Annotated in this window: 17 protein-coding genes; 2 read left to right on the top strand and 15 right to left on the bottom strand. The window is 50.0% G+C overall.

Annotated elements, in window-relative coordinates:
- Positions 1 to 8 precede the first annotated feature (8 nt).
- The 15 genes from rnhB to rpsB all read right to left on the bottom strand — a co-directional run bounded on the left by rnhB (position 9) and on the right by rpsB (position 15,013).
- Entirely contained in the window at positions 9 to 614 is a 606-nt protein-coding gene (rnhB, locus tag NHN17_RS10800; RefSeq protein WP_255042497.1) for a ribonuclease HII, read from the bottom strand.
- Between the two features lies 1 nt (position 615).
- The gene (gene lpxB / locus NHN17_RS10795; RefSeq protein WP_255042460.1) at positions 616 to 1,755 is read right to left on the bottom strand and encodes a lipid-A-disaccharide synthase; all 1,140 of its coding nucleotides are present in this window, start codon (positions 1,753 to 1,755) and stop codon (positions 616 to 618) included.
- Between the two features lies 1 nt (position 1,756).
- Positions 1,757 to 2,545 carry an acyl-ACP--UDP-N-acetylglucosamine O-acyltransferase gene (lpxA, locus tag NHN17_RS10790; protein WP_255042458.1) on the bottom strand — a complete coding sequence of 263 codons (789 nt, stop codon included), beginning with the start codon at positions 2,543 to 2,545 and terminating at the stop codon, positions 1,757 to 1,759.
- A complete protein-coding gene (fabZ, locus tag NHN17_RS10785) occupies positions 2,545 to 2,997 on the bottom strand; it encodes a 3-hydroxyacyl-ACP dehydratase FabZ (RefSeq protein WP_039458239.1) in 453 nt (150 codons plus the stop codon). Before fabZ ends, lpxA begins: the two co-directional genes overlap by 1 nt.
- Before the next feature lie 94 nt (positions 2,998 to 3,091).
- Positions 3,092 to 4,120, bottom strand: coding sequence for a UDP-3-O-(3-hydroxymyristoyl)glucosamine N-acyltransferase (gene lpxD, locus NHN17_RS10780; RefSeq protein WP_255042456.1), 1,029 nt, complete (start codon positions 4,118 to 4,120; stop codon positions 3,092 to 3,094).
- Between the two features lie 281 nt (positions 4,121 to 4,401).
- Positions 4,402 to 4,911, bottom strand: a complete 510-nt coding sequence (locus tag NHN17_RS10775; RefSeq protein WP_255042455.1) for an OmpH family outer membrane protein — start codon at positions 4,909 to 4,911, stop codon at positions 4,402 to 4,404.
- A gap of 19 nt (positions 4,912 to 4,930) precedes the next feature.
- Complete coding sequence (bamA, locus tag NHN17_RS10770; RefSeq protein ID WP_255042454.1) at positions 4,931 to 7,336, bottom strand: outer membrane protein assembly factor BamA; 2,406 nt, start codon at positions 7,334 to 7,336, stop codon at positions 4,931 to 4,933.
- A gap of 35 nt (positions 7,337 to 7,371) precedes the next feature.
- On the bottom strand, positions 7,372 to 8,724 hold the full coding sequence (rseP, locus tag NHN17_RS10765) for a sigma E protease regulator RseP (protein ID WP_255042453.1): 1,353 nt from the start codon (positions 8,722 to 8,724) through the stop codon (positions 7,372 to 7,374).
- Positions 8,721 to 9,917, bottom strand: coding sequence for a 1-deoxy-D-xylulose-5-phosphate reductoisomerase (gene ispC, locus NHN17_RS10760; protein ID WP_255042451.1), 1,197 nt, complete (start codon positions 9,915 to 9,917; stop codon positions 8,721 to 8,723). The genes rseP and ispC overlap by 4 nt, the downstream gene beginning before the upstream one ends.
- A 111-nt stretch (positions 9,918 to 10,028) precedes the next feature.
- On the bottom strand, positions 10,029 to 10,877 hold the full coding sequence (locus NHN17_RS10755) for a phosphatidate cytidylyltransferase (protein ID WP_255042449.1): 849 nt from the start codon (positions 10,875 to 10,877) through the stop codon (positions 10,029 to 10,031).
- A gap of 144 nt (positions 10,878 to 11,021) precedes the next feature.
- Positions 11,022 to 11,786: an undecaprenyl pyrophosphate synthase gene (gene uppS / locus NHN17_RS10750; protein WP_255042448.1), complete on the bottom strand. Its 765-nt coding sequence runs from the start codon at positions 11,784 to 11,786 to the stop codon at positions 11,022 to 11,024.
- Between the two features lie 80 nt (positions 11,787 to 11,866).
- On the bottom strand, positions 11,867 to 12,424 hold the full coding sequence (gene frr / locus NHN17_RS10745; protein WP_255042446.1) for a ribosome recycling factor: 558 nt from the start codon (positions 12,422 to 12,424) through the stop codon (positions 11,867 to 11,869).
- An 82-nt stretch (positions 12,425 to 12,506) separates the two neighbouring features.
- Positions 12,507 to 13,235, bottom strand: a complete 729-nt coding sequence (pyrH, locus tag NHN17_RS10740; RefSeq protein ID WP_255042445.1) for a UMP kinase — start codon at positions 13,233 to 13,235, stop codon at positions 12,507 to 12,509.
- Between the two features lie 91 nt (positions 13,236 to 13,326).
- A complete protein-coding gene (tsf, locus tag NHN17_RS10735) occupies positions 13,327 to 14,172 on the bottom strand; it encodes a translation elongation factor Ts (RefSeq protein ID WP_255042444.1) in 846 nt (281 codons plus the stop codon).
- A gap of 112 nt (positions 14,173 to 14,284) precedes the next feature.
- On the bottom strand, positions 14,285 to 15,013 hold the full coding sequence (rpsB, locus tag NHN17_RS10730; RefSeq protein WP_255042443.1) for a 30S ribosomal protein S2: 729 nt from the start codon (positions 15,011 to 15,013) through the stop codon (positions 14,285 to 14,287).
- Positions 15,014 to 15,347: 334 nt separating this feature from the next.
- On the opposite strand from rpsB, the gene map reads away from it, so the two are divergent.
- Together map and glnD are read left to right on the top strand one after the other, a co-directional pair.
- Entirely contained in the window at positions 15,348 to 16,223 is an 876-nt protein-coding gene (gene map, locus NHN17_RS10725) for a type I methionyl aminopeptidase (RefSeq protein ID WP_255042442.1), read from the top strand.
- 163 nt (positions 16,224 to 16,386) lie between these two features.
- The gene (gene glnD, locus NHN17_RS10720; protein WP_373689557.1) at positions 16,387 to 18,960 is read left to right on the top strand and encodes a bifunctional uridylyltransferase/uridylyl-removing protein GlnD; all 2,574 of its coding nucleotides are present in this window, start codon (positions 16,387 to 16,389) and stop codon (positions 18,958 to 18,960) included.
- Positions 18,961 to 19,012: the final 52 nt, after the last annotated feature.

Below are 19,012 nucleotides of genomic sequence, written 5' to 3'. Positions count from 1 at the left end.
AGACAGACTCAGTCGAGCCCGAGAATCCGCTTGACCGGCTTGAAGCTCTTACGGTGCTGCTCAATCGCCCCGTGTTCGGACAAGGCTTCAAAATGCGCCTTGGTCGGATAACCTTTATGCTTAGCAAAACCGTACTGCGGGTACTCGGCATCGAGCACTTCCATCTCGCGATCTCGCGTAACTTTGGCCAGAATAGAGGCGGCACTGATCTCAGCCACCCGCAAATCGCCCTTCACCACTGCCTGCGCTGCCATTGGTAGTTCAGGAATGCGGTTGCCATCCACCAGCACGAAGTCAGGCTGCACAGCAAGCCCAGCCACTGCCCGCTGCATTGCAACCATGGTCGCCTGCAAGATATTGAGCTGATCAATTTCTTCTGGCTCACAACGGCCTAAAGACCAAGCCAGCGCCTTCTCCTTGATTTCATCAAACAGCAGGTTACGCTTCTTCTCGGACAGTTTTTTCGAGTCCGTCAGCCCTTCAATTGGCTTTGCCGGATCCAAAATCACCGCAGCGGTGACCACGGCGCCAACCAACGGGCCGCGGCCGACCTCATCAACACCGGCAATACAGGTTGCCAACGGATATTCAAACGGTTCTAGTTCTTTGCTCATGTTACTTATCAATTAATTGCAGGACTGCCGCTGCTGCCTTCTGATCCGCATTACACTGGATCAGCTGGTGCAAACGACTAAATTCAGCCATCAGCTCGGTATTATCGGCACTCAGGAAGCGGTTCACTTCCAAGGCCAAGTTTTCTGGGGTGCAGTCATCTTGCAACAGCTCTGGCACCAACTCGCGATCAGCCAAAATATTGGCCAGCGACACATACTTGGTCTTGAGCATTTTCTTCGCAAGCCATGCCGTCAGCGGTTTGACTTTGTAGCCCACCACCATCGGCCGTTTGACCAGCATGCACTCCAGCGCTACTGTCCCAGACGCCAACAACACCGCATCAGAGGCTATCATGACGTTGCGCGCGGTATCATCCACCAGCACGAAATCAAGCTCAGGTGCAGTTTCACGCCATGCCTGTTCAAACTGATCGCGGCGCTTCTGATTGACCAAAGCGACTACAAAGCCAAGATCAGGATGCTGGGCCTTAAGCAGCTTACAGGTTTCGATAAACGTTGGTGCCAGCAACTCCATCTCGCCACCGCGACTGCCCGGCAGTACCGCCAACCACCGCTGAACCAGCGCTAACCCCAATAGCTCGCGAGCGGCGGCCTGGTCAGTTTGCATCGGAATAGCATCGGCCATGGTGTGACCGATGAACTCACACGGCACATTGAATTTATCGTAGAAGGCTTTCTCGAACGGCAAGAAGGCCAGCACCAAATTAGTGGCGGCTTCAATTTTGAATATACGCTTCTGACGCCATGCCCAGACTGACGGACTGACATAATGCACGGTTTTGATCCCGGCATCTTTCAGGCTCCGCTCCAAGCGAAGGTTGAAATCCGGCGCATCAATGCCAACAAAGACATCCGGCGGATTATCAGTGAAATACTTGACCAGTTCAGCCTTGACCTTGAACAGCCTTGGCAGGCGACCGAGCACTTCGACAATGCCCATTACCGCCAACTCTTCCATGTCAAACAGCGTCTCACAACCTTCAGCCTGCATCCGCGGACCGGCAATACCGACAAACTCGGCATCCGGGTACTGCTCGCGTACCGCCTGCATAAAGCCGGCACCTAAAATATCGCCGGAGATTTCCCCGGCGACAATTCCTATTCGAAGTGGCTTCGTCATATTAACGAATAATTCCGCGTTCGGTGTTGTTCAGCGCATCAAGCAGCAGGCCAACTGACGGCCATTCTTCGGCCATTTCAGCCAAAACCGGCTTCACTTCTTCCATAGTCTTGCCCGAGCGGTAGATTTCCTTGTAGGCACGACGTAGCGCATGCAGCTCTTTCTTCTCAAAGCCGTTACGCTGCAAGCCAACCAAGTTCAGGCCGTAAGGGGTCGCATGATTGCCTTGCGCCAACACGTATGGAGGCACGTCCTGAACCACAGCCGAGCAACCGCCAACATAGCTGAAGGCACCGACAGTACAGAAAGGGTGAATAGCCGACAGTGCCATCACTCCGGCATGATCAGCCACCGTAACGTGCCCGCCAAGAATAGAGTTATTACCGATGTGGGTATGATTACCAACCACAACATCATGGGCAATATGGGCATTAACACACAGCAGGTTGTCATTACCTACGATGGTCACGCCTTTATCCTGAATGGTACCACGGTGGATCTGAACGCTTTCGCGGATCACATTGCGGTCACCAATCTCAAGGCGGGTCGGTTCACCGTTATACTTCTTGTCTTGGCACTCTTCGCCGACAATTGCATACGGGAAGATACGGTTATCGTTACCGATCGTGGTTGGGCCCTTGATCACGACATGCGACATGATCTCGTTGCCATCCCCTATTTCGACATCTTTGCCGATATAGGTAAACGGACCGACCGTAACATTGGCGCCAATCTTAACGCCTTCTTCGATCACCGCTGAAGGGTGAATCTGCGCAGTTTCGTGGATCATTAAAACTCTCGTCTTGCACATTTAAGCTCAGCAGAACATACCACTTCGCCATCAACTTTCGCTACACCATTAAACATAGCAATACCGCGGCGCTCCTTCAGGAATTCAACCTCGATAACCAGCTGATCGCCAGGCACAACCGGTTTACGGAATTTACCGTTATCGACGCTGGCAAAGTAATACAGTTCATTTTCCGCCGGCGCACCGAAGGTTTTGAATGCCAACAGGCCTGTAGCTTGTGCCATCGCCTCTAGGATCATCACACCCGGAAATACCGGCATTTTCGGAAAGTGGCCGGTAAACTGAGGTTCGTTAACCGACACATTTTTGATGCCTGTTAGGGTTTTACCTTCTTCGTAATGTGTTACGCGGTCAATCATCAAAAACGGGTAACGATGTGGTAAAAGCTCTTGAATTTCCGTGATATTCAGCGTTTTATTTTCGCTAGTCAAAACTGAATTCCTGTTTAAAAAGTAGTAAAAATGCGGTTGGATTGAAAAGCAAAGCGGCCAACTTTGGCCGCTGAGTGTGTCACAGTCCCGGCGTTTACTCGCCTTTTGCTGCCAGCTGCTTTTCAACGGCTTTGAGACGCTTGTTCATCTCGTCAATTTTCATCGTACGAGCTGCGGTCTTACGCCATTCTTTGTTTGGTTGAAGCGGAATACCAGAAGAGTACATGCCCTTCTCTTCAATGCTGCGCATAACCATACCCATACCGGTAATGGTGACGCCGTCGGCGATTTCAATATGGCCGTTAAGCACTGATGCACCGCCAATAATACAGTATTTGCCGATTTTGGTACTGCCAGCAACAATAGTACCACCAGCCATTGCCGTACCATATCCGATCTGCACATTGTGGGCGATTTGCATCTGGTTATCGATGATCACGTTATCTTCGATAACCGTATCGTCAAGCGCACCACGGTCAATGGTAGTACATGCACCGATTTCTACACGGTTGCCAATACGTACGCTGCCTAGCTGCGGGATTTTGACCCACTCGCCTTTATCATTCGCGTAGCCAAAACCATCCGCACCAATAACAGTGCCCGACTGCACCAGACACTGCTCACCCAATACCACATTGTGGTAAATCGTTACGTTAGCCCATAGCTTGGTGCCAGCGCCGATCTGGGCATTCTTACCAATGAAGCAACCAGCACCTATTTGGGCATTGTCGCCAATACGAGCTCCAGCTTCGATCACAACATTGTGACCAATCGCGACGTTCTCACCCAGCTGTGCAGTTGGATCGACATAGGCTGACGGCGCAATGTCTGACGCACTCGCCGGTGTGGTATCCAACAGTTGGGCTACTTGGGCATACCCCAGGTAAGGATCAGCCATTAGCAGTGCATTACCTTCGAACCCTTCGGCATCAGCCTCTTTGAGCATCACCGCCGCCGCTTGGCACTCTACCAGCTGCTTACGATATTTACTGCTCGACAGGAAAGTGATCTGGCCTTTGGCGGCCGTTGCCATTCCCGCAATAGATTCGATAACTACAGTGCCATCACCGCGAAGTTCCGCACCCAGCTTAGCTGCTATATCAGCAAGAGTCATTCCAGCCATTCGATACCTTATATTTTCTCATTCTTTGTTGGCATACCTGATAATAAACAGAACAGTTTCTGCTTGGTATTGCCTACCAACCGGTAATTCTATCTCGTCGCAACAACAGAACACCTTAAATCAAAGTGTCTATGTTGACGCAGAATATCATTCCACTTGGTAAGACCAGTATGCAATAGGGCTATCCGCCCAAAATAAAACAAGCCGAAAGCATGAAGTTTACCAAAGTATCCCCCATCCTTTCGACTTATACGTAGATTTTCTGAGACGTTAAGGCAAGCTTACTTAACGGCAGAAATCACTTTCGACGACAGATCGTCTTTCGGGCTAGCGTAAAGCACCGCATTGGCATCAACCACGATATCGTAGCCTTCGCGCTTGGCAACATCTTGAATAGCTTGACGGATTTTCTGAACCAGTTTCTGCTCTTCCTCAGCACCGCGACGGCGCTGATCTTCCTGCAGGGCCTGAGCCTTCAACTTATAGTTCGATTCCAGAGTTTGCATTTCACGCTGTAGTTTAGTTTTATCGCTTGAGCTCATCAGCTCACCATCGCGCTTCATCTTCTCGACTTTGGTCTTCATGCGACCTTCAATGCCACGCAACTCATCAATGCGGTCCTTGAATTCATTACGCAATTTCTCAGGCACATTGTAACGCTGGGCCAATTGGGCCATCGCTTGACTAGTTGCTACATAACCCACTTTCTGTGCGGCTTCTGCGGCTTGGGCATAAAATGATGACGACAGAATAACAAGGCTAAGGCCAGCCGCTTTCATCCACTGTTTCAAAGGGTATCTCCTCAAATATTTAGAATGTTCGACCAATTGTGAAGGTGAAGAACTCTTCATCATCACCCTCGTATTTCTTGATTGGCTTAGCAACCGAGAACACGAGCGGTCCCATTGGCGACATCCACTGTAGAGCTGCACCATAAGATGCACGAATCAACGAAGGATCGGAATAATCATGGATGTACAAGCCATCCGAATCACGTAGGTCATATTCCGTATCCCACACGGTACCGGCATCAACAAACACACTGGTACGAATCTGGTTGCGGACCTCCACGGACGCGAACGGCGTCGGGACAATCAGCTCCATACTGGCCAATGCCACGGCATTACCACCGGCAGCATCATCCGAGCCAATCAGATCCGGGTTGTTACCGCCGCCGCTGTAATCCAAATAAACAGCCTTCGGACCAACGGTATTCGAACGGAAGCCTCGTAGGGTCGAGAAGCCACCCGCGTAGTAGTTTTCATAGAATGGCAACAACTGGTCACTGCCATTATCTGTCGTACCATAACCATTACCGTAACCGACCCGGCCACGTAATAACAAGCTATAGTCATGATCTTCGGTCAACGGGAAGTACTGTCGCACGTCATACTGTGCCTTGAAGTACTGGGCATCAGAACCCGGGATCGTCATTCGGAAAGAGGCACGCTGGTGGTTACCAGCCGTAGGGAAGTAACCTCGGTTGAGATTATTTCTGGTCCAAGAAACCGACCAGTTGAAGTCATCAAGATCAATAACATTATCGCCTTGGTCAAAGCCGTGGATCTGCTTGAACTTCTCGATCTGGTAGTATTCCTGGGTATTGGATATCTTGTTGTGATCGTAACCCACACCGAATTCGAAGAAGTTGAGTTCATCAAACGGGAAACCCCAAGTCAAGCTAGCGCCGTAGCTCTGGTTGGTATAATCAGAGATGTTGGCGTCTGACGCTTCAAACTCGTTGTAATACACCTTACCACCGAGGCTGATCCCATCAAGGGTGAAGTATGGATCACGGTACTCCAAGCTCACGTTCTTCTGGTAATCGTTCATCATCGCATTGATGCCGAAACGGTTACCGGTACCTAAGAAGTTATCCTGCTGGATACCCGCCTGGAAACTAATACCTGATTCTGTACCGTAACCGACACCAAAGTTGATGTTACCGGCGTTGGCTTCCTTGACAGCATATTGCAGGTCGACCTGATCATCGGTCCCCGGAACACGGACCGTTTGGACATCTACCGTTTCAAAGAACCCAGTACGGCTCAAACGTTCCTTACCACGCTCTACAGAGCGAGAATTCAGCCAGCTACCTTCCATTTGACGCATTTCACGACGCAATACCTCATCTTTGGTTGAGGTGTTGCCTGAAAAGGCTATATTACGCACATAGATACGTTTGCCCGGCTCGACATTAATAACCAAGGTCACTTGCTGGTTATCATCATCGAAATCAGGGATGGTATTGACCTGCGGGTAGGCATAACCGAGTTCACCCAGCTTACGCTTAAGCGCCTCTTCCAGAGCCGTGACTTCCGCACCGCTGTAGACATCGCCACTATTGATCGCGACCAAGGCTTCCAGCTCGGCACTCTTACCTAGTAAGTCGCCACGCAACTGCACGTTATCGACCTTATACTGCTCACCTTCATCGATTTTCAGGGTGATATACACCCCTTTCTTGTCAGGTGAAATCGCGACTTGGGTCGAATCGAGTCGGTATTTTAGGTAACCGTTGTTGAGGTACATCGAGCGTAGGGTTTCAAGATCCCCAGCCAGGACCTGCTTTTGGTATTTTTTGTCGGCAAAGAAGTTCCACCACGACACTTCCGACTGCAACTTGAATTTGTCGCGCAAATCTTCATCGCTGAAGACTTCGTTACCAACAAAGTTGATCTGCTGGATTTCAGCCGACACGCCTTCGGTGAAAACAAACTTCAAGTCTGCACGGTTTCGCGGCAGCGGGGTGACCACAGCTTGCACTGTCGCGTTGTATTTACCCACGCTGTAGTAAAAGTCTTCCAGTCCTTTTTCAATTTTGCTCAGGGTGGTCCGATCGAGAGATTCACCGATACGGACACGAGACGCATCCAGGTTCTCTGTCAGCTGCTCTTCCTTGATAGCCTTATTACCGGAAAAGGTAATACTCGCAATCGTCGGGCGTTCCTGCACCTGAACCAACAAGGTATTACCATCTCGGAAGACTTGAATATCCTCGAAATTCCCCGACGCAAACAGCGCTTGGATCATTTCGGAAATATCTCCGTCATCAACATTATCTCCAACCCGGACAGGCATTTGGAGCAATGCGGCACCAAGCGTAACACGCTGGAGGCCCTCAAAGCGGATATCGTCTACTACAAATTGTTCCGCACTTTGCGCAACACTACTGCTTAGAAGTAGCGTTGCGACCAACAGTTTTTTCATCGCCATTACTGTTCTGATTATTCCTTGCTAAAACGCTCTTATTAAAGGCGGGTAAAATCATTGAATAGCGCAACAGCCATTAATGCAACCAAAATGGCTGAGCCCACTCTATAGCCTATATCCTGAACACGTTCAGAAACAGGACGACGTGTTACCGCTTCGATGGCAAAAAACATCAAGTGTCCACCATCTAATACCGGCAGCGGCAACAGATTGACAATCCCCAGGTTGACACTGATCAAAGCCAAAAAGCCGAGGAAATATACCACACCGTAATCGGCGGTCATCCCAGCCCCTTTGGCAATCGAAATCGGGCCACTCAAGTTTTTCATCGCCACATCACCGGTCACCAACTTGGTCACCATATCAAAGGTTAATGTGACCAGCTGCCATGTTTTCTCTGCAGCCTTACCCACCGCCTCAATCGGTCCATACTGCAAGTTTATGCGGTACGATTCAGGCCATGGGTCAACTTTTGGTGCAAATCCAGCGTAGCCAACAAGTTCCTCACCCTCAGGCTTCGCCTCAGGGGTCAGGGACAAGGTAACAGACTCACCGTCGCGTAACACATCCATCGCCAGCACTTGCTGAGGATGAGAACGCACCGCATCCACGACCTGCTGCCACTCGGTTACGCTTTCTCCGTCGATTGCAATAATTTCGTCATTTAAGCGCAAACCAGCGGAGATTGCTGCTCCGTCTTCCACAAGTTGTGAAATGACCAGAGTTATTTTCGGCGAATATGGGGTGATCCCCAATGTCGTCAACACCCGCTCACTTTCCGGATCAAACGACCAGTTCGACAAGTCGAGGTATTTCTCCACTTCATAACTGGTTCCCGACTCAGCTACGGTTACCACCATTTCATCGTCGCCGATATGGGAAATCATCGCCATATTAACGGATTCCCATTCTGCGGTTTTGATTCCTGAAATGGTTTTTAGTTCCATTCCACTTTCAATTCCTGCTTCAGCAGCAATCGATTGTGGAGCAATTTCACCAATGACCGGCTTCACCGCTGGAACGCCGATCAAATACACAACCCAGTAAGCAAAAATGGCAAACACAAAGTTTGCCAGCGGTCCTGCCGCAACAATAGCGCTACGCTGCCACAATGTCTTGTTGTTGAAGGCCATATGACGGCGATCAGATTCAACCGGCTCGACACGTTCATCGAGCATCTTGACATAGCCACCCAGCGGGATCATCGCCAACGTGTATTCGGTACCGTCTTTACCAACCTTACGCCACAACGCCTTACCAAAGCCAATAGAGAATTTCTCAACATAGACCCCGCAACGGCGTGCCACCCAGAAGTGTCCATATTCATGAACCGCAATGAGTATACCAAGAGCAAGCAGAAATGCGCCTAGGTTCCATAATATTCCTGTCATAACGATACCTTACGTATTACTTCCTGTGCCAAAATTCGGGCCATTCTATCGAGCTCAATTACGCTTTCCAAATCGGTGGGTTCAATCAGTGACGCAGACTCCATGACTTGACAATTGACCCTAGCGATATCGGTAAAGCCCAAACGGTTCCCCAAGAATGCTGCCACCGCTTCTTCATTGGCAGCATTAAGAGTCGTTGTCGCAGCCTGCCCGCTAAAACAAGCATCCATCGCCAACTTCAGGCAAGGATAGCGGGAAAAGTCCGGCTTAAGGAAGGTAAATTCGCCGACTTTACTGAAATCAAGAGGGGCAACACCCGCATCTACTCTTTCAGGATAGGACATCGCACAGGCAATGGGGGTCCTCATATCCGGTAACCCCATCTGGGCCAGCACTGAACCGTCCTTGTACTGCACCATAGAGTGGATCACGGACTGCGGGTGGATGATCACGTCCATCTGCTCACGCGAAGCATTGAACAGCCAGCGAGCCTCGATAAACTCCAACCCTTTGTTCATCATGGTGGCCGAGTCAACCGATATTTTCGGCCCCATAGACCAATTGGGGTGGGCAATTGCCATTGCAGGCGTCACATCAGCCAGTTCGCTGATATCGGTATAACGGAACGGGCCACCAGAACCGGTCAGGAGAATTTTGCTTACCCCTGCCGCTTCAAGATCACAATGGCCCATGTTGCGCTGCACCTGCTCTGGCAGACTTTGGAAAATCGCATTATGTTCGCTGTCTACTGGCAGTAGCTCGGCACCGTACTCGCGGCAGGCGTCGATAAACATTTGGCCAGACATCACCAGGGCTTCTTTGTTGGCCAGCAAAATACGCTTGCCAGCCTTGACCCCAGCCATTGTTGGCAGAAGTCCCGCAGCCCCAACAATCGCCGCCATCACGGTGTCAATCTCATCAAGCGAGGCAACCTGGCACATACCAACCTCGCCTGCCAATACCTCGGTGGCCAGTCCCTGCTGCTCAAGTAGCATACGCAGTTCTGCAGCCGCACTCTCCGAGGCCATCGCCGCGAACTTCGGCTGCCACTGTCGGCACAACTCAAACATTTTCTGGCTATTGCTTCCCGCAGCCAATGCAACAACGTCAAACAACTCGGGATTCTGTGCAGCAACAGCCAATGTGCTGCTACCTATAGATCCCGTCGCACCAAGAATCGTTAACTTACGCATACTATCACTTAACAACAAACAATCATTGACAGGCCAATTGAGCATGGCACTCAAGCCGGCAGCAAACAAGTCAGTAATCACTCACACTGCCGGCCAGAAATGGAGGTTAGCCTACACCAACCATAAATACAGTAGGGCAAAAACAGGAAGGGCTGCGGTCAAGCTATCAATTCTATCGAGAATGCCACCATGACCAGGCAAGATATTACCACTGTCTTTAATGCCTGAAACACGCTTGAACATGCTCTCGACCAAATCACCTAACACCGAGGCAATCACCGTTACTATCGCAATCAACAACAAACTGTATAGGCTAGCAAACGGAATATCCATCAGCGCCGCACCTGCCCAGATGACTGCAACGGCCAATACCGCACCACCGATCAAGCCTTCAATCGTCTTGTTTGGGCTCACAGCCGGAGCCATCTTGTGCTTACCAAAGCGTTTACCAGAAAAGTATGCACCGGTATCAGCAGCCCAGACCAAGAAACAGACCAACATTACCAGCTTGGCGCCATGATATGGGTTGTCAAGGTAATTGACGGCTCGGAGCATCAACACGCTCCAGAAGAAGGGTAACAGGGTCAACAAACCAAAAAGGTGCTTTAGAGGAGGGGTGGTTGACCAAGACTTGGCACTACCCGGGTAGCTGATAGCCAATGCCGAGGCGACAATCCACCATAGTCCGCCCACCAACAACATAGCCTGATGGGATGATGTCAGTGCAGACAAGGCTTCAACATCGGTTGGCATAACAACCAGCGAAATCAGCATGGCTGCTGCCGGTAAGATCATCGCAACAAAGCGCGATTTTGTGTCTACAAATTGTGTCCACTCCCAGAAACCCAGTAGGGTAATTGCCGCAAGGGCTGCAACAAAGGCAGGAAAAGGTAAAAGGAAAATTCCTGCTATAACTAGGGGAGCGAGAATGACTGCGGTGATAATACGTTGCTTAAGCAAACTGCGTCCTCTCAATTTTTCTATTGTGGCCGTGCCCTTAGGCTACGGTGTTTTGGCAATCCGGTTACCAGTAAAAAAGGCATCAAGACCATAGCCAGATGCCCTATAAAATACATAATCCTGTCAGCGCTGACGAGCGAAGAATTACTTATCCATCAATGCGTGAATTTGCTCGCCAGTGCAACCAAAGCGGCGCTCCCGGTTAACAAACCAAGCAACGGCCTCGACAAAGCTTTGCTCATCAAAGTCCGGCCAGTGCTGATCGGTGAAATAAAGTTCGGCATACGCCGCCTGCCACAGCATAAAATTACTAATTCGGCATTCCCCGCTAGTACGGATCAGGAGATCGACATCGGGTAAACCAGCTGTGGATAGTCCTGAAGCCAACATCTCTTCAGTAATATCTGATTCTGTTAATCCCTGCTCAGAAGCTTGCAGAACAAGGCGCTTGGCCGCCTGTAAAATGTCCCATTGGCCACCATAATTGGCTGCCACGTTCAGCACCAAGCCGGTATTGTCGGCGGTCAAGGCTTCTGCATCAGCGATTTTCTTCTGCAGGCGCTCGCTGAATCGGTCGGTATCACCGACAATACGCAAGCGAATATTATTCTTGTGCAGGCGCTTCACTTCACGACCAAGTACAGTCATGAACAGTTCCATCAGCAAGGAGACTTCGTCCTCGGGGCGTCGCCAGTTCTCACTGCTAAATGCAAACAGGGTGACAACCTGAATCCCCAAGCGACTCGCGGTCGAGACAGTCTTACGTACGGCTTCAACGCCGGCCTTGTGGCCAAACACTCGAGGTTTGCCCTTGGCTTTTGCCCAGCGCCCGTTACCGTCCATGATCACGGCAACGTGCTTTGGCAAATTATCAGTGCCAAGCGCAGTATCGATTGTATGCTCTGCCATACATATCCCTCAAAAAAAAAGCGCTGTGCTGCACGCACAGCGCCCTAAACTATATCAAGCAATCGAATTAAGGCTGGGCCTTAAACTTCCATTAGCTCTTTTTCTTTGGCTTCAAGAATTACTTCGATTTCCTTAACGGCTGCATCAGTCAGCTTCTGGATATCGTCCTGAGTACGACGATCGTCATCTTCAGAGATTTCTTTGTCTTTCAGAAGCGATTTGACGTCTGCGTTAGCGTCACGGCGAATGTTACGAATAGCAACACGGCCCTGCTCCGCTTCAGCGCGAACGACCTTAACTAGGTCACGACGACGCTCTTCTGTTAGCGGTGGCAATGGAACGCGGATCACGGTGCCGGCAGACATTGGGTTAAGACCCAGATCAGACATCATGATCGCTTTTTCAACTTTTTGCGTCAGCTCTTTGTCGAATACTGTGATAGCCAAAGTACGAGAGTCTTCAGCAACAACGTTTGCAAGCTGCTTAAGCGGCGTGTTTGCACCGTAGTACTCAACATAGATAGTGTCTAGCAGGCTTGGGTGTGCACGACCTGTACGTACTTTAGCCAGCTGGTTTTTCAGCGCTTCAACGCTTTTACCCATGCGCTCTTGCGCATCTTGTTTGATTGCATCAATCACGATTAATACCCTTAATGATTCGGTAAAGACGGGAGCCTAGACGCTCCCGATAAGAATAAGTGGCGTCACTTACTCGCAAGACTTAGTCGTTAGAGATCAACGTACCTTCCTGCTCGCCCATTACCACGCGGCGTAGGGAACCAGGTTTGTTCATGTTGAACACGCGAATTGGCATGCCGTGATCGCGAGCAAGCGTAAATGCGGCCAAATCCATTACTTTCAGTTCTTTCTCAAGAACATCTTGAAAGCTTAGCTTATCACAAAGAACAGCATCTGGGTTCTTAACTGGGTCATCTGTGAACACGCCATCAACTTTTGTTGCCTTCAAAACAACATCGGCTTCGATTTCGATACCGCGCAAACACGCAGCAGAATCGGTGGTAAAGAACGGGTTACCCGTTCCAGCAGAGAAGATGACCACACGGCCCTGGCGCAACTGGCTAATCGCATCAGCCCAGTTATAGTTATCACAAACGCCGTTTAGAGGAATCGCTGACATTACTCGAGCGTTCACATAGGCACGGTGTAGCGCATCACGCATTGCCAAGCCGTTCATCACGGTTGCTAGCATACCCATGTGATCGCCCACAACTCGGTTCATACCTGCTTCAGCTAGGCCTGCACCACGGAACAGGTTACCACCACCAATAACAAGGCCAACCTGTACACCTAGTTCAATCAGTTCTTTGATTTCCTGAGCCATACGGTCAAGAACTTGTGCATCAATACCAAAACCTTCCTCGCCCTGCAGTGCTTCCCCACTGAGTTTGAGTAGAATACGTTGATAAGTCGGTTTAGGATTCGTGGTCATTAGTTTACCTTCCAGGCTTACAAATATAGAAACGGAGTTGTAAAAAGACCGCAGCCTAGGCTACGGTCTTTGGAGTTCTTAGCAAGAAGGATTAACCCTTCTGTACTGCTGCTACTTCTTCAGCGAAGCTCATTTCTTGAGCTTTTTCGATACCTTCACCAACTTCTAGGCGGATGAAGTTAGTTACTGTAGCGCCTTTAGCTTTCAGCATTTGACCAACAGTTTGAGATGGGTCCATGATGAATGCTTGACCAGTTAGAGAAACTTCACCGGTGAATTTCTTCATACGGCCAACAACCATTTTCTCTGCAATCTCTTGAGGCTTGCCAGATTCAACAGCGATAGCAACCTGGATTGCTTTCTCTTTCTCAACTACGTCTGCAGGTACGTCTTCTGGGTTAACAAACTCAGGCTTAGATGCAGCAATGTGCATTGCAACGTGCTTGATAGTTTCTTCGTCAGCTTCACCAGCAACAACAACGCCGATACGGTCGCCGTGACGGTAAGAACCAACTTTAGCACCTTCGATGAACTCAACACGACGGATAGAGATGTTCTCACCGATTTTTGCTACTAGAGCAATACGTGCGTCTTCGAATTTAGCTTGAAGTGCAGCGATGTCTAGACGCTCAGTTAGAGCGACTTCTAGAACTTCGTTAGCGAATGCTAGGAAGTTTGCATCTTTAGCAACGAAGTCAGTTTGGCAGTTAACTTCAAGAAGTGCTGCAACGCCGTTAGCGTCTTTGATTAGGATTGCACCTTCAGCAGCAACGTTACCTGCTTTTTTAGCAGCCTTAGCAGCACCGCTCTTACGCATGTTTTCGATCGCTAGTTCAATGTCAGCGTTCGCTTCAACAAGCGCTTTTTTACATTCCATCATGCCTGCGCCAGTACGTTCGCGCAGTTCTTTAACTAGGGCAGCTGTAACTGTTGCCATCGTTATATCCTCAGTTTAAATACTTGATATAAAAATCAGGGGCCGAATATAGGCCCCTGGTAACCATACTTAGTTTACACAAGGTAACTTAAGATGCTCAAAGAGCTGGTTATTATTCAGCTTCTACGAAACCGTCTTGTTCAGCTTGAACAACGATATCTTGGTTGCGAGCTTCAGTAACAGTTTGAGCAACAGCACCAGTGTAAAGCTGGATAGAACGGATTGCATCATCGTTACCAGGAACAACGAAGTCAACGCCATCTGGGTTAGAGTTAGTATCTACAACAGCAAATACTGGGATACCCAGGTTGTTCGCTTCTTTGATAGCGATGTGTTCGTGATCAGCATCGATTACGAACATTGCGTCTGGTAGGCCGCCCATGTTCTTGATACCGCCTAGAGACTTCTCAAGCTTTTCCATTTCACGAGTACGCATAAGCGCTTCTTTCTTGGTTAGCTTGTCGAAAGTACCGTCTGTAGACTGAGATTCAAGATCTTTAAGACGCTTGATTGACTGACGAACAGTTTTCCAGTTAGTCAGCATACCACCCAACCAGCGGTTGTTTACGTAGTACTGGTCACAGTTAACTGCAGCTTCTTTGATAGATTCGCTGGCTGCACGCTTAGTACCAACAAAAAGAACTTTACCCTTGCGAGCAGCAATCTTGTTGATTTCTGCTAGAGCGTCGTTGAACATTGGTACAGTTTTCTCAAGGTTGATGATATGTACCTTGTTACGAGCACCGAAGATGAATGGCTTCATCTTTGGGTTCCAGTAACGAGTTTGGTGACCGAAGTGTACACCAGCCTTAAGCATGTCGCGCATTGATACAGTTGCCATTGAATAATCCTCTATGGGGTTAGGCGTCCACATACCCCATCTTACCGACCCAGACAACGCCAAAGGCGTTACAGCTTCGCGAAAAGCTGCTGGGCACCCCGGAAGACGTGCCGATATGTGTGAATGATTAATTAAAGTTTAGTGCAATCGGCATGATTGAGTCGAAACGCAATCATCCAATTACGGCGCGCTTTATACCATATTTCTCTAACTAAAATCCAGTCCCAATGTTTTCAATTCAGTGATTGTGTCTAAACTTGGTTTTCATCCTGCCCCCTCACTGTTACCATGTAATGAAGAGGTAACAAACAAATAAACAAGCAGAGAAGATTGAATGAGCATCAAGATCAAAACGGCTGAAGAGATCGAAAAAATGCGCGCCGCTGGCCGTTTGGCCGCTGAAGTGCTGGAAATGATCGAACCTCACATCAAAGAAGGTGTGACGACAGACGAGCTAAACCAAATCTGTCATGATTATGCGTTGGAAAAAGGCGCCTACTCGGCTCCGCTTGATTACCATGGTTTTCCAAAATCTATCTGTACGTCAATTAACCACATCGTTTGCCACGGCATTCCTGCCAGCCAGGATGAGATGGGTAGCAACGGTCAGATGAAGCCAGCCGTGCTCAAGAGCGGCGATATCATCAATGTCGATATCACGGTCATTGTACCGAATGACGAAAGTGCCGATTTAAGCGTACGTCCAGCGGGCTACCATGGCGATACGTCAAAAATGTTCCTCGTCGGCGATGTAACGCCTGCGGACAAGCGTCTATGTCGCGTCACTCAGGAAGCATTGTACGTGGGTATGCGCAAGGTCAAGCCAGGCGCCCGCGTAGGTGATATCGGTACCGCGATCGAGAAGTTCATCAAAGACAACAACAAAAAGAATCCTTTAAACAAATATTCAATTGTTAAAGATTTCTGCGGCCACGGTATTGGCAGTGAATTCCACGAAGAGCCTCAGGTTGTACACTACCGCAATAGCGACCGCTCGGTGCTCAAGGCTGGTATGTGTTTCACTATCGAGCCGATGATCAATGCCGGTAAATTCGGTTGTACGGTTGATGCCGCCGATGACTGGACGGTCTACACTGGCGATGGCAAAAAATCAGCACAATACGAACACACTATCGTAGTGACCGAAACGGGCTGTGAAGTGCTGACTCTGCGTAGCGATGACACTATTCCGCGTCTGATGAATAACTAAGTCACGCTTTAGCATGACTGAAGATCCTCTGAGCCGGCCTTTGGGTCGGCTTTTTTATTGCTATCAGTCCCGACCGTGATAGGGTTATATCAAGAGTATTGACTATGCATGGACGGCAATGACAGATCCTATTTCTCACCCAACAACCGAGCAGGTTGACCCAATGGCGCCAGAGCAGCTCCGCCAAGAGCTGGAGCAGTTTACCGCCAGCCAAAAGGCCCAGTTTCTGGCCCATACCCCGGTAACGAATTTGGTCGAAGCCCGATCACGCTATACCGACCACCTACTCGACCGATTATGGCAGCACTTTGGCCTAGCCGATCACCCGACGCTATCCCTAATTGCCGTCGGTGGTTATGGGCGTGGCGAATTACATCCCCTGTCGGATGTCGACATCCTTATCCTCAGCCAAGCACCAATTGACGATGACACCGGTAGCACGGTCAGCGCTTTCCTCACCCTGCTGTGGGATCTCAAGCTCGATGTCGGCCACAGCGTTCGTACAATTGATGAGTGCATAACGATTGGCCTTGATGATCTGACAGTGGCAACCAATCTGCAAGAGTCACGCTGGCTTTGTGGCAATCAAGATACCTACCAGCAGCTGGAAGAGCGGCTTAATGATGGTAATTTCTGGCCCAGCGAGCAATTCTACCAAGCCAAGCTGGACGAACAGAAAACCCGCCATGCCCGCTATCACGACACCACCTATAACCTTGAACCTGACATCAAATCGAGTCCGGGAGGCCTGCGCGACATCCATACCTTGAGCTGGGTAGCACGCCGCCATTTCGGGGCCACTAGCCTGCTCGAAATGAGTCGCTTTGGCTTTCTGACCGATGCCGAATACCGTGAGCTGGTCGAATGCCAAGACTCGTTGTGGCGGATCCGCTTTGCCCTCCACAGCGAATTACGTCGCTATGACAACCGCCTGACCTTCGGCCACCAAGCCTCGGTGGCAGAGTTGCTGGGCTACCAAGGTGAGGGCAACCGCGGGGTCGAAATGATGATGAAAGATTTCTACCGTACCCTGCGCCGTGTTGCCGAGCTCAACAAGATGTTACTGCAGCTGTTTGATCAGGCAATTCTGAATAAGGGCACAGCCCCCGATGCAATCGCACTTGATGACGATTTCCAGCTACGTGGCCACCTTATCGAGGCAACAAAACCGGCGCTATTCCAAGCGAGGCCGGAAACCATCCTCGATATGTTCCTGCATGTTGCCCGTAACTCACAGATTGAAGGGATTGCCGCCCCGACCCTGCGACAACTGCGTACCGCCCGCCGCCGACTTAACCGTTTTCTGATTGAAATCCCAGCTGCGCGGGATAAATTCATGGAGCTGGTTCGTCAACCAAACTGCCTGCAAAAGGCCTTCCGCCTGATGCATCGCCATGGTGTGCTATCAGCCTACCTGCCACAGTGGAGCCAGATTGTCGGTCAAATGCAGTTTGACCTGTTCCATGTCTATACCGTCGATGAGCATACCGTCAGGCTGCTCAAGAACCTCAACAAATTCAACGATCCGATTAACCAGGATCGACACCCGATATGCTGCGAAGTGTATCCTCGGGTTGCCAAGAAAGAGATCCTCCTACTCGCAGCCATATTCCATGACATAGCCAAAGGACGCGGCGGCGATCACTCTGAGCTCGGTGGCGTTGATGCCTACGATTTCTGCCTTCAGCACGGCTTGTCCAAACCCGAGGCCAATCTGGTCAAATGGCTGGTCAACCAGCACTTGCTGATGTCGGTCACCGCCCAGCGTCGTGATATCTACGACCCGGAAGTGATCACCGAGTTTGCCAAGGAAGTCCGTGACGAAGAACGGCTCGATCACCTGGTCTGCCTCACTGTGGCAGATATCTGCGCTACCAATCAGGAATTGTGGAACAGCTGGAAGCGCACCCTACTGGCCGAACTGTATTACTCGACCCAGAAAGCCCTGCGCCGCGGGCTGGAAAACCCGCCCGATATTCGTGAGCGGATCCGCCACAACCAACAGATGGCTTCAGCCCTGCTGCGGAGCGAGGGGTTTGCGCCTCGCGATATCGAAGTGTTATGGCAGCGCTTCAAGGCTGACTATTTTCTGCGTCATACCCACAAGCAAATCGCCTGGCATGCCGAGGCTATTCTCAAGCATGAGGATCACAGCAAGCCTCTGATCTTGATCAGCCAAAAGCCGACCCGTGGCGGTACTGAAGTCTTTGTTTACTGTCGCGACAAAACAAAACTATTTGCTATCGTTGTCTCCGAGCTGGACAAGAAAAATCTCAGTGTTCACGATGCCCAGGTCATGACCAGCAAGGATGGCTTTGCCCTCGATACCTTCATGGTACTTGATCCTACCGGTAAGGCCCTGAGTGAAAGCCGCCACCAAACGGTGCGTCGGGCACTGATCAACGCCCTCACGCACATGAAATCAGATCGTAAGAAGAAACGTCCGCCCTACAAATTGCAGCACTTCAACGTCAAAACCAAGGTCGACTTCCTGCCAACAAAATCAGGCAAGAAAACCATGATAGAGCTAGTCGCACTGGATATGCCGGGGTTATTGGCCCGAGTCGGCTCGGTGTTTGCCCGTCAGCATATCAGCTTGCAAGCCGCCAAAATCACCACCATCGGTGAACGAGCAGAAGATTTTTTCATCGTCACCAATAAAGACGGCGAACAACTTAGCGAAGAGCAACAAGTACAGCTGAGGGATGCGCTGATAGAGCGGCTAGAAAAACAATAGCAAAAGACAACGGGAGAACTAGCTGCAGTTACTCCCGTTGCCAAGCCAACAA

The sequence above is a fragment of the Photobacterium pectinilyticum genome, assembly GCF_024357955.1.
Classification (GTDB): Bacteria; Pseudomonadota; Gammaproteobacteria; order Enterobacterales; family Vibrionaceae; genus Photobacterium; species Photobacterium pectinilyticum.
The sequence above is the reverse complement of the archived record's forward strand: the minus strand, read 5'-3'. Positions and strand labels throughout refer to the sequence as shown.